Source organism: Mucilaginibacter sp. Mucisp73 (assembly GCF_059491465.1).
Genome location: NZ_CP168507.1, coordinates 5,548,119 through 5,560,989 on the forward strand (window position 1 = coordinate 5,548,119; position 12,871 = coordinate 5,560,989).

The following is a 12,871-nucleotide window of genomic DNA, read 5'->3' on the forward strand; positions in this document are numbered from 1 at the left end:
ACTTCTGCATTAACGGTGAGCAGCATCCGCAAAATATATAACTGAAATTATTCCCAACATGCCGAAATTAACCCGCTCTGTTTTTGTATGGATCACTTATAATTATAAAGCTTAATCCGCTGGATCCCATATTCGCCCAACGGGATCCTTAAGTGCCTTCCCTGGTGATCTTCATCGCCATTTAAACGGCGTCCCGGCTGCCACTTTCCGTTAATAAATATCCCTTCGTCTACCTGTAAAATACCTGCATGTAGTCCATCTTTTACCGGCTTAAAACTAATGACCAAACCTGTGCCGGCTACATAAAACTCATCATTAGCCAAAGCTGTTATAATACCTCCGGTTAACGGCCAGTTTGCATCCTTTGCTTTAGGCGACCAGCCCAGGGTTAAATCATGCGAAACCGTGAGCATGTAATCGCCCATTTGCAGCCGTATGGTATCCGCATCCTTACTTAACAATACACCATCCATAGTTCCCTTGCGTTTAGCCTTACTAATCTCACCTGATAACTGATGAATGATATTGTACGATTGGGAAAGTGGCTCTCCTGCCGTTTTGTTATCAATTTCGATAGAAAAAGGAGAAAAGCCCAGCGCTTTGTAATGGCCGATGGCATAAAAGGCTTTGGCATCCACTCCATCCTCAAAACGATGCTCGGGGATAAACAGGGCATTATCAGGCCGGGTATAACGGTCATTCCAGTACTTAAAGTTAGGGTTATAAAAATCGGGCGACAGCAAGTCAATATCCGGTGCTGCTGCTTTCCATACGTCAATCAAATGCGGCAAGGGGCCTGCAGAAGGGTACTGTCCCGGCTTTTTACCCGGAGCGTTAAGGGCTGCGTTCACATACATCGGCAGCGGGTAAACGGCCTTACCTGCTTTAGCTACAGCGTCAGTGTATCCGGCAAAGTACCAGGCCATAAACAGCTCGTCGGTAGCCGGGCTTTTGCCAAAAACCGATTCCCAGTTACCTGAAGTTTTACTTCCTCCATCCTGCCATATTTTTTGCATTTCGGGTACAAGCTTGTCTTTGTGCGAATTTAACCAGGAGATTAGCTTTGTCGGGACTGGCCGGTTAAAAGCTTCATCGGCCAGTTTCGAATGATCGCGGGCATCCGGCAGCATGCCTATCTCGTTTTCAACCTGCACCATCAGCACAGTGCGAAGCTTACTATCGGTTTGCTTAATATGCCGCATTAACACACTAAAAGCTTTAATATCTGCCTGCAAAGCATCTTTGGAGAACGGCGTAATAATCTCTTCAGCACCACCCACACTGTTGGCAACGCGCGGAAAACGGTTTTCATTGGTTTTAACCCAACCTGGCGCATAACAGCTCATGCTGTTTTTCCAGGTGCCAAACCAAAGCAGCACCAGTTTCATGTGGTACTGCCGGGCACTTTTAATCAAATCATCAACCAGTGTAAAATTAAACTTGCCCTCTTGTGGCTCCAATAGTTCCCAATAAACCGGCGCTATCACTGTGTTAAGGTGCATTTTTTGCAGTTTGGGCCAAATTGGGGTCGTGTAGGCCGCGCTTGAGGCGCTCGAGTTTCCAAGTTCACCGCCTGTCATTAAGTACGGCGCTCCATCTACCAATAATTCAGCATTACCGCCATAATATTGTAAATGTGGTATTGCTTTTACGGTATTTTGTGCCTTAGGTTTAAAGGCTACCAAACAGCACAAAACAAATATCAATATGCGAGCCTTCATAACTCTTTTTGAATACGCGGATATAAAAAACAATCTTATCTGTTACTTACGTACATACGCCCATGCCAAAGCCTTGAGCATGGTAACAGGTTTACCCGATAAATGAGTAACATCATCAATAATGATATGCTTAAAAACAAGATTTTCATAATGACGGCTTTCCAATAACGCCGCCAATTGTTTGTTAGGCACAACCTGTCCCGGAGTTTCCAATCCGCCCACTTCCATAAATACACTTACGGGCAAGCTTTTATGTTTGACAGCATATTGCTTTTCAGTTTCAAATACAGCTTCGTTACCATAACCCAATGCAGGGCTGCCTATCAGGATATTTTTAAACAGCGTGGGCTTTTCAAACAAGGTGTAAGTAGCAAATAAGCCACCCATTGAATATCCATAAAGCGTACGGTTTGTAGGGTCTGCCTTTAAACTGGCATCTATCGCTGGGATCAATTCCTTCTCAATAAAAGCAAGGAATGCCGGCGCACCACCGCTTTCGGCCACATTGGGAAATGCAACCGGTGTGAAATCACGGTTACGTTTGTTGCCGGGCGTACCAATCAGGCCGCCATCGCCAATGGCCACCAATATAGGTTCAGGAATATGATATTCGGCCATCAATAGTCCCAAATACTCCAGCGATGGTGAAAAGTCGTTATCACCATCAACCACATACAATACCGGAAATTTTTGTTTGGCGGTATCATAACCGGCCGGGTAATGAATATAAATATCATAATCATTACCGGCCAGTTCAGAGTGCATTTGCCGGTGTTCGGAGTTGGGGATAGTAACCGGCTTAACCTGCTGCGCAAAACCATGCGTCCCCAACAAATCAAGCAATAGCAGTAACAGGGTTAAAGCTTTAAGGATTTTCATATCGATGAGATTACAAAAACGGATCGATCAGTTTAATAGATCCATCAGCGTTATGCTGCAGTTCGGTTACCTTCACGTTCCGCAGGTGTGTTTTGCCCGATAGTTGGGTATCATGATAAAATATATACCATTTGCCTTTTATTTCGATGATGGAATGGTGGGTTGTCCAGCCCTCTACCGGTTTCATAAATACGCCCTTATAAGTAAATGGCCCAAGCGGACTATCACCCATTGCATAGCAAAGCAAATGTGTATCGCCGGTTGAATAAGTGAAGTAATATTTACCATTGTATTTATGCATCCATGAACCTTCAAAAAAGCGACGGTCGTGATCTTTGGTCAACAGCGGTTTACCCAGGCTATCTAAAATAACAGCATCTTTTACAGCACCGTCAAAAGTTTTCATATCTGGTTTAAGCAAAGCTACCTTACAGCTTATGGCCGGGGCATCTTCCTGTTTCGAATCGGTCTTTGATCCATCTGCCTCGTATTTACCGGAGATCCAGCGCTGAAGCTGACCACCCCAGATCCCACCGAAATACATGTAGGTTTTACCATCGGTATCCGTAAAAACGGCAGGGTCAATACTGTAACTTCCTGCTATTGGTTCGGGTTCGGCTTTGAACGGGCCAACCGGGCTTGCAGAAGTTGCCACGCCGATATGGAACACATCTTTTTTATCTTTTACCGGGAAGTACAGGTAATAAGTACCGTTTTTAAAAGCTGCATCAGGCGCCCACAGCTGCCGACCAGCCCAGGGGATATCCTTGATATCAAGTGCCACACCATTATCTGTAACCTTGCCGCCAATACTATCCATCGACAGGATGTGATAATCTTTCATGGCAAAATGGTCGCCGTTATCATTTTCGGGGATGCCCGCATCGATATCATGCGATGGATAGATATAAATTTTGCCGTTAAATACATGCGCCGATGGATCGGCCGTGTAAATGGAACTGATGAGCGGCTCGGAAAGATATTTTACTTTTTTGCCGGTATCTGTTTTTGTACTATCTGCTGTATCAGCTGTATTTTTAGTTGATGAGTCACATGCACTCAAAATGCATAAGGATGCAAAAAGTGCGGGGACTAATTTTGCTGTGGTAAATTGCTTGCTCATTGACGTTTGGTTTATGGTAGTGATTAATTGGTCATGTAGTTATTGCCTCCTATGCCCGGCACATAATAAAACTTCATTTTTTTATAATATTCAAGCGGGTGCTGCGGCTTGGGATAAGCAGATTCGACAGGCATTTTTGAAAATGTTTGGAAATATAAAACACAGGCATCGCGCCAGGTTATTGCCTCGTTTAACTGAACCTGCATCAGTTGTTTTACTTCCGTAAAACGTTCGGCATCTATCCTGCCCTGCATTTTATCCCAGGTAAGGCCCATTTGTTTAACAGAATCAGCTCCTATATAGTAATGATGAACCAGTTCATCCCACAATGATCTCCCGGAGCGCATTTTATAGGTCCAGCTTAAATGATGAAACCACAACAGGTATTCATCAGGGCAGGTTTGCAGGTTTCCCCAGTGTGCCTTAACCTCGGGTGCATATTGTAATAGCGCATTACTGCCTGTTCCGGTACGGTCAAAGCCTATCCCTGCCGAATCGGCTTTATGGTAATAAGTGGCATTCCAATCAGGACGACCGGCATTATCAACCCAGGGACCGGGGCCATAATGAGTTGATACCCCCATAATATGGTGCAACCCGAGCGGCGTCATGTAATTAACTGTATTTTCCCTCGATTGCAGCATGAAGTTTTTTACCGGCGATAAAAAACTTTCATCAGTAGTAAAAGTCATTTTGAGCCAATCGGCGGCAATTACACCTGGAGACTGGTCAGGGTTCCAGGCCATCCGGCCGAAGGCATACCAGTTAGCCTGTGCAAATGGATGCCCGCACCAGGTTAAATCGGTGCCGATGTTGGCTACGCCCGCCATGCCGGTTATCAGTTTTTTATTGAAATCACCTTTAATAACCCGCGCAACCGTTGAACCTATGCCATGTGCATAAGTATCTGATTGCAGGCATTCGGCAAACAAAGGCGCTTCATAAACCAAATGGGTTGAAAAGCCAAGATATTCCTGGGTAAGCTGGAACTCCATCATCAGCGGAGTATTGGGCGTAGCCCCAAACAATGGGTGAAATGGCTCCCTCGGCTGAAAATCTATCGGACCATTTTTTACCTGGATGATCACATTATCCCTAAACTTTCCATCAAAAGGTTTAAATTCATTATAAGCCTGCTTAAAGCGATCGTCGGGTACTTTATTATCATAAACAAAGGCACGCCACATCACTATACCATGATGAGGAGCTAAAGCATCGGCGAGCATATTTGCTCCATCGGCATGGGTACGGCCATAGCTTTGCGGACCGGGTTGTCCCTCCGAATTAGCCTTCACTAAAAACCCGCCGAAATCAGGGATGTAGCGATAAATTTCATCAGCCTTATCGGCCCACCATTTTTTTACCGCGGGATCAAGCGGATCGGCAGTTTTTAAGCCTCCCAGCTCAACCGGGCTGCTGAATTTTACCGACAGGTAAATCCTGATGCCGTATGTTCTGAATACATTGGCCAAAGCCTGCACTTTTAACAAATATTGGGGCGAAAGGATCAGTGCATCGGCATTTACATTGTTTACAACTGAGCCATTGATCCCTACCGAAGCATTGGCCCGCGCATAATCAATATAACGCTGGTCAACCACACCTGGCAGCTTGTGCCAGTTCCAGATGGATGAGCCCGCGTAGCCCCGCTCCACGGTACGGTTCAGGTTATCCCAGTGATCCAGTACCCGGTACATCATCCTTGGGTGATCTGAAAGATCCAGTTTATTAATAGATTGATTGGTTTGGATCAGCTTTAAAAAATTAAAAACACCGTACATAACCCCTGCATCGGTGTTGGCCGTTATGATGATACATTTCTTTTGATTGACAAGGGTAGTTTTGATAACATACCCTTCGCTGCCGATGCTATCGGGGGCAGTTATCGAAAAAGCCTTTATTGATTGCGGCGTACCTATTATAATAGTTTGCCCATTGGTTATGCTTTTAGTATCTCGTGGCTTTAGGGCCAGCATTCCATCAAGGCCAGTTAAGAGCTCGGCCTTTGCAGCTTTAAGCTGGTCAGACTGTGCCAGGAAGATCATGTTTTGCAACTGTTGCCTGTAAATGTTTGCCAGTTGCCTGTTGCTCACCTTATTATATTCAAGCCATAATTTATAGCCATTATCTGCATAAACTTTATTTATCGCCGCCATGAAAAGCAGCACCAGTAAACACCTGTTCGTTAATGAGTATTTGGCCATGGCGTTATTAAATTCAAGCTTTATAAACCTGTAGGCGGTTTATAAAAACACATAATTGATCTGTTGAAAAATTCATGAATGAAACGGGTAAATCCCGCTTCATTTAGTATGGTTTATAAAGTTTTAGCTTTATGCAATCGATTGCAAGATAAAAACTTTTATGACTTTTAACAATAGGAATTTAATTATTGATTCCTTATTTAAGCTACCTTATTTATTGTAGCTATTGCTCGTCGTGCAGTATTCGTTTAATCCCCATCTCCAATCCGCGTAACTCGGCCAGGCCCTTTAACCTGCCAATTACCGAATAGCCGGGATAGGTATCATAATTAAAGTCATCAAGTAGTTTATGCCCGTGATCAGGCCGCATGGGGATAGCCATATCGCTCCGGCCTGCATTTTTACGGGTCATCTGTTCATTGATAATGGCTTTCATCACGGCGTACATATCAACACTGCCTGTTAAATGATCGGCCTCATAAAAGCTGCCATCCGGCTGCCGGGCCACGTTGCGCAGGTGTAAAAAGTGGATCTTATCACCCAGGCGGCTTATAATTTCAGGAAGATCATTTTTGCCCGATGCACCTAACGAGCCGGTACAAAGCGTGATACCATTGGCAACTGAAGGATAACTATTTACAATATCAGTAAGATCATTTAAGGACGATGCTACACGGGGCAGCCCCAGGATAGGAAACGGGGGATCATCAGGGTGGATACACATTTTAATGCCCAGTTTTTCGGCATATGGGATTATCGCCCGTAAAAAATAAAACAGATTTTCCTTTAATGCTTGCACGTTTACCTCACTGTATTTATTAAGATGCTCTTTAAATTCCGCAATGGTAAAAATCTCATCCGTACCGGGTAAGCCTGCCAATATTGTATTGGTTAACAGGGTTCTGTCTTCGTCGTTCAGCCCATCAAAGTAATGCTTTGCAGTTGCCTGTTGTTCGGTGGTAAATTCGTTAAAGGCATTCTCCCGTTCTAAAATATACAAGTCAAAGGCTGCTAAAGCCGGAGCGTTGTAAAGCAAGGCCGAAGCACCGTTTGCTAATCGATAATCAAGATGCGTGCGGGTCCAGTCCAATACGGGCATAAAGTTGTAACACACCGTAAAGATTTCCTCCTGCGCTAAATTTTGCAGTGTTTGAATATAATTATCAATGTAGCGGTCGCGTTCCGCACTGCCAACTTTGATACTTTCATGAATATTTACGCTCTCCACAACCGCCCAGTTAAAGCCTGCGCTTTCAATTACCGCTTTCCGCCGCCTGATTTCTTCACGGTCCCAAACGTCCCGGCAAGGTATATGATGAAGCGCGGTAACTATCCCGCCTGCTCCCGTTTGTTTTATTGCGCTTAAAGTTACCGGGTCGCCGGGGCCAAACCACCTGAAAGTTTGTTTTAAATCTGGTACCATATTATTTAAAAACGAATTGCTATCAACGCGATAAATTTATACAATCGATTGCATAAATTTTAAATAATCTGTAATAATTTTATACTTTTATCCCTGAACAATTTGGCTGCGGTTATTATCGAACCTGCAACATCGTTTATGTATTTTAGATTAACTATATGCCGGACAGCGGAAAAGAGATAACCATATATGACATTGCCGAAAAATTAAAGGTTTCGGCAGCTACGGTTAGCCGTGCGCTCAAAGACCACCCGCGGGTTAATAAAAATACCAAAAAGAAGATTATTAAGGCAGCCGAAGAAATGGGTTACCGCTCCAATTCATTCGCCAGCAATTTACGCCGTAAAAACAGCAACATCATCGGCGTTATTGTACCGCGGCTCAACAGCAGCTTCATGTCGGATGTGATTGCAGGTATCGAAAAAGTGGTGAACGACAATAACTACAACCTCATCATCAGCCAGTCGTTAGAAACGATGAAGAAAGAGATCAGCAACGCGAGGGCCATGCTGAATAACCGGGTTGACGGCTTGTTGGTTTCATTAGCTTATGATACCACCAGCATTGAGCATTTTGAACCATTTATCAAACGCAATATCCCGGTGCTTTTCTTCGACAGGATTTTTGAGCACGAGCAGTATCCACAAATCTATATCGATAACTTCAAAGCCGCTTATGAGGTAACTAAGCACCTGCTTGAACAGGGCTGCAAACGGATAGTACATATTACCGGAAATCAATTGCGCAATGTTTACGCCGAACGCCTGCGCGGGTATAAAAAAGCTCTTGAAGAACACCAAATTGATTTTGATGGGCAATTGGTGATCATCAACGACCTGAGCGCTAAAGAAGCTGCGGTAGCGGCAGAAACCATTTTACAAATGGATCCGCTGCCCGATGGCATATTTACAGTTAATGATGTCAGTGCCGTTAGCTGTATACAAGTACTGAAAAAGGCAGGCATCAAAATTCCCGAACAGATAGCAGTTGCGGGCTTCAATAATGACCCGGCAGCCTGTGTGATTGAGCCCAATCTCACTACAGTAAATTATAAAGGCTATGAAATGGGTGAGGTTGCCGCCAATATGCTTATCAATCATTTGGCAAACAGGCAGGATCTGCAACAAACGCATAGCCTCATCCTCAGATCGGAATTGATAATACGTGAATCCTCCAGAAGAAAATAACTTAAAAAATCCATGAACTCAAAGACCAAACTTGCTATCGTAACCGGCGGTGCCTCGGGCCTTGGCCTTGCTACCACCAAAAAATTCACAGAGCAAGGCATCAAAACCATCATCATAGGCCGCGACGAGGCAAAACTCATTACGGCAGTAAAGCAGTTTGGCGATCTTTGCAGTTACAGGCAATATGATCTGAGTGATACAACCGGTATACCGCAACTGGTAGCAGAAATTGAAGCTGAATTTGGCGCACCTGATATTTTGGTTAATAATGCCGGCATTAACCATAAAAAAGCTTTCGCCGAGGTAACCGATGAAGAGTTCGCCAGAGTGATCCAAACCAATCTTACTTCGGTATTTGCGATAAGCCGCGAGGTAGTAAAAATCATGTTGAAAGCTGGCAGTGGGAGCATAATTAACATCAGTTCGATGGCTGCACAATACGGCATACCGTATGTTATTGCCTATACCGCATCTAAAACCGCCATCGAAGGCATGACAAAAGCCATGGCTACCGAACTTTCGCCGCAAGGCATCAGGGTTAACTGCGTTGCTCCGGGCTTTATAGCTACAGATATGTCGGCAAAGGCGCTGGATAATGATCCTGCCCGCAAGCAAAAAGTGATGGGCCGTACCCCAATGGGCAAATTAGGTGAACCTGCCGATGTGGCCGAAGCCGTTTATTATTTAGCGACAGATACCGCCAAATACGTAACCGGGATTGTTTTACAGGTTGATGGTGGTAATTCGATAGGGTTTTAATAAATTCGGCATGACGTGAAGGAGACGTCATTTCCCGCTTCCTGCTTTTCCATAATGCATCAATTTATTGGCCCAGGCGATAAAATATTTTACGTTTGGAGCATCGGTATGCCCCCCATCATGCTGACGCCAGGCGAGCTCGCCATCAAGCAAGCCAGTATTAACAGGCGGCATTTTTTCGGTTTTATAATCGTTTGAAACGCCGAGGTCATTTGCACCAAGCAGTTTAAATACAGAACCCGCAGCCACAGTTGCCATGTAGCTCCCCTGCTGATCTAGCCATTTGGCGTCTCCTTGCCCGGGGATACCATAGCTTATAAAAGTATACCGCGGGGCACACAAGGCAATCAGCTCATGTGCATCTACTGGAAGATCTTTGGCTGTTTTGCCACCAAACACAGCATCCGACGCGCCATATTTTATAAAGTTACCGGCCATCCAATAATATTCGCCACCTGTGAGGCTTTCAACCGCTTCCCCAAAGTTCCGGCGATGCAGCTTGGCCCCTCCCTCACCGGACGAACCTATCAACCCCATGGCAAACCTTTGTTCAAAAGCAAGTGTCACCAGCGCTGCCTTTCCATAGCGGGAAACGCCTTCAATACCTACATGTTTGGCATCAACCGCAGGTTCTGTTTCCAGGTAATCCAATGCGCGTGCCGCTCCCCACGACCAGGCACGTAAAGCGCCCCAATCCTCCGGCTTACGGGGCTGGCCTTTGTTCACCAAACCGATGATCCCTTTGGTTAAACCTTCGCCATTATCTGCCTGGATAGACGACGGATCTATAAGTACATACCCCCATCCATTGGCAATTAGTTGCGTGGCAGTCGGAGGGTCGCCTTTCATCACTGGAAAACCATCGGGACCAAAGGGAGATCGTTCGGCAATAGGATTATAAGCGGGATATTGCTCAAAAATAGTTTTAAACTCGGGATGTTCTTTTAAAAGAAGTTCTTTCAAAGCAGCGTTGATTTTTTCCACATCAGCAGCGGGGGGCTGCGCCGGCGCCGGTAGCGCGCTTCGGCCAAACATCATCAATACCGGTACCGGTCCTTTGGCATTTGCGGGGAGCACTAAGGTCATTTCGATATTGACGTTGATAAGCGGATAAGCCGTATTATCAACATGGCCTATCAGTTGTTTGGCAATCACCGGATAAAAGCCAACCCGCTCTTTATCGGTTACTTTAACTGTCCAGGTTACCTTGGGCACATTAGCAGGAATGCGACCGTAAACCTCGCGCTCCATATCCTCCGCAATTTCGGGGCGGCGCTGCTTCCACCACATTTCGGCGGTGGTCACTTTTTTACCATTTTTTAATGTAAGCACATCGGGCAAATCCGGATAAGGGTTAGCCAGAGCCTCATCATAGTTGGCATGGTTAGGCGCCGATTCGTCACCGCTGGGGCCGTTACGTAATGTTTTAATACCTAACTGCTTCATCATATTCTGGTGATCCTGATCGGCAGTAAAGTTTACCGGTGCAGCATTTTGGGCTTTTGCCGCGATAGCGCATGTGAGTAAGAAAAAGAAGGCAGTACTTTTCATTGCTCGTGGGTTTACATAGGTTTATGGTTATGGTAGCTTCTCTGTTTGAAACGGTGATGCGGGGAGGCCTTCCTTATTGTAAAGATTTGCCCCCTCCGGATTATCTGCCCAGGCATACCTTACATACAGTGGCGCTGAGATTTTATCGGTCCAAACCAGCACTTTATCTCCTTTAATAATAGCCTTTGCCCAAACAAACTTTTTATCGGCCCCGGCGATGGCAAATTGTGACAGTTCCTCGCCATCAATAGCGACAAGCCCCGCACCTGTATTTTTAAAAGCAATCTCAATCTTATTCCCCTCAATTTTAGCCGATTGGTAAATCGGGCCGGATGGTACTACATTCACATCGCCATAAGCAACATTTTCGGCAGCGCGGGCAAGCCTCTCACCCACTGTTTTTTTATTAAGAGGGTGGATATCATTCCACTCGCCGGCATCAATGGTTACCGCCATACCAGTATTGGGCACTTCAAGGGCCTCAAGCTGACCGGCGCGTAATTGCGCCCAGTCGCTTTCTGTAGGCGAATACTGTACCTCGTTAAAGTTTGGAAGCTGGGCGTAAATAAAGGGAAGATTACCTTGTTGCCAGCGATTCCGCCAGTCGGCAATAAGAGCCTTTAACAAGGTTCCATATTCGGATACGCGGCTGGAATTACTTTCGCCCTGGTACCAAACCATACCTTTAATGGTATAATTAATAACGGGCGCTACCATGGTGTTGTAAAGACCGGTAGGTTCATTCTGGGCCGAAAATTCCGGTTTCATCCTAACGGGTTCAAACACCTGCCCAACTTTGTATTGCCAATCGCCGCGAAGATCGATAGTATCACCGGCTATTGCCAAATAGTACCGTTTATCAGGCACAAAACCGCCTTTGCCCGATGTATTGGTAATGCGAACCACAATAATATTTTTACCCGGCTTTAATAATCCGGCAGGCAATGTATAGCGCCTTGGAGGGTATTGATAAGTAATGTTTCCTACCAGCTTGCCATTGAAATAGGTTTGATCGGCATCCACTATCCTACCTAAATACAACTTAGCAGTCTTGCCCTGTACCGATGCGGGCAGTGTGATTTCTTTCCTGAACCATACCACACCATTCAGGCCTTTTACTCCCTGATCGGCCCAGTAGCCCGGCAGCCAGAAACGGTGCCAGTTATGCGGCTGATAGGTGGTATCATACCATGGTTTAGGCTCATTTAAGCCTTTATCTGCGTCAAGCGGTTCCACTGGTTCCGGGTGCTTTTTCAACACACTATCCATAAATGCCGTATTGCTGAACCGGGCAATCCTGTTATGATATGATTGAATGTTCTTTAAGCCCTCGCTGCTGATCCAGGCCTCTATGGGCGTGCCGCCCACACTTGAGTTGATGATACCTATAGGCACATGATATTTTTGATAAAGCTGTTTAGCAAAAAACCATGATGTGGCACCAAAACCTAAAACGGTTACAGAATCTGCCTTAACCCATTTACCAGGTAACAGATCCGAATGTTGCCTGGTTACGTCAGATTCCGTTTTAACGAAAAAATTCCTGATCTGCGGATAATTGGCTTTTGCTATTTCATCAGGATATTTTTCCTTAACCCGCTCCATAGGCAAAACCATATTCGATTGCCCCGAACAAAACCATACATCGCCAATTAAAATGTCCCGGATAGTAATACGATTATTACCGGTGATTTCCATAGTATACGGCCCCCCGGCTTTCATTGGCTGAAGGGCAATTTTCCAGGAACCGCTTTCGTCAGTAACGGTGCGGTATGTTTTATGCTGAAAATTAACGGTGATCTTTTCGCTTGCATCGGCCCATCCCCAGATCTTCACTTTGGCATCGCGCTGTAATACCATGCCATCGGCAACCAGTTGCGGCAGGCGCACTATTCCATAACACGGTAATATTAAACAAGCGAACAGCGCGACAAGTAATAGCTTCACCGACCTCATAACTCCGAAATATTTATTGATGGTTTATTTGACTAAGTAACAAATAAAAAAAGATTTGCGCAATCGAT

Annotated in this window: 9 protein-coding genes; 2 read left to right on the plus strand and 7 right to left on the minus strand. The window is 45.2% G+C overall.

Annotated features, from left to right (window positions below; all coding sequences use genetic code 11):
- Nucleotides 1-92: 92 nt before the first annotated feature.
- The 5 genes from ACEN82_RS22870 to uxuA all read right to left on the minus strand — a co-directional run bounded on the left by ACEN82_RS22870 (nucleotide 93) and on the right by uxuA (nucleotide 7,350).
- Complete coding sequence (locus ACEN82_RS22870; protein ID WP_413320081.1) at nucleotides 93-1,721, minus strand: GH35 family beta-galactosidase; 1,629 nt, start codon at nucleotides 1,719-1,721, stop codon at nucleotides 93-95.
- 42 nt (nucleotides 1,722-1,763) lie between these two features.
- On the minus strand, nucleotides 1,764-2,600 hold the full coding sequence (locus tag ACEN82_RS22875) for an alpha/beta hydrolase (RefSeq protein WP_413320079.1): 837 nt from the start codon (nucleotides 2,598-2,600) through the stop codon (nucleotides 1,764-1,766).
- A 10-nt stretch (nucleotides 2,601-2,610) separates the two neighbouring features.
- Entirely contained in the window at nucleotides 2,611-3,723 is a 1,113-nt protein-coding gene (locus ACEN82_RS22880) for a glycoside hydrolase family 43 protein (RefSeq protein ID WP_413320077.1), read from the minus strand.
- 23 nt (nucleotides 3,724-3,746) lie between these two features.
- Nucleotides 3,747-5,927 (minus strand): alpha-glucuronidase family glycosyl hydrolase, encoded by a 2,181-nt coding sequence (locus ACEN82_RS22885; RefSeq protein WP_413320075.1) that lies wholly within the window; start codon nucleotides 5,925-5,927, stop codon nucleotides 3,747-3,749.
- A 223-nt stretch (nucleotides 5,928-6,150) separates the two neighbouring features.
- Entirely contained in the window at nucleotides 6,151-7,350 is a 1,200-nt protein-coding gene (gene uxuA, locus ACEN82_RS22890; protein WP_413320073.1) for a mannonate dehydratase, read from the minus strand.
- Between the two features lie 158 nt (nucleotides 7,351-7,508).
- On the opposite strand from uxuA, the gene ACEN82_RS22895 reads away from it, so the two are divergent.
- Nucleotides 7,509-8,537, plus strand: coding sequence for a LacI family DNA-binding transcriptional regulator (locus ACEN82_RS22895; protein WP_188834268.1), 1,029 nt, complete (start codon nucleotides 7,509-7,511; stop codon nucleotides 8,535-8,537).
- A 12-nt stretch (nucleotides 8,538-8,549) separates the two neighbouring features.
- Nucleotides 8,550-9,296, plus strand: coding sequence for an SDR family NAD(P)-dependent oxidoreductase (locus tag ACEN82_RS22900; RefSeq protein ID WP_413320071.1), 747 nt, complete (start codon nucleotides 8,550-8,552; stop codon nucleotides 9,294-9,296).
- A 27-nt stretch (nucleotides 9,297-9,323) separates the two neighbouring features.
- Here ACEN82_RS22900 and ACEN82_RS22905 read toward each other — a convergent pair whose 3' ends face one another.
- Both ACEN82_RS22905 and ACEN82_RS22910 read right to left on the minus strand, forming a co-directional pair.
- The gene (locus ACEN82_RS22905) at nucleotides 9,324-10,847 is read right to left on the minus strand and encodes a glucuronyl esterase domain-containing protein (protein WP_413320069.1); all 1,524 of its coding nucleotides are present in this window, start codon (nucleotides 10,845-10,847) and stop codon (nucleotides 9,324-9,326) included.
- Nucleotides 10,848-10,874: 27 nt separating this feature from the next.
- Nucleotides 10,875-12,803 (minus strand): sialate O-acetylesterase, encoded by a 1,929-nt coding sequence (locus tag ACEN82_RS22910; RefSeq protein WP_413320067.1) that lies wholly within the window; start codon nucleotides 12,801-12,803, stop codon nucleotides 10,875-10,877.
- Nucleotides 12,804-12,871 lie beyond the last annotated feature (68 nt).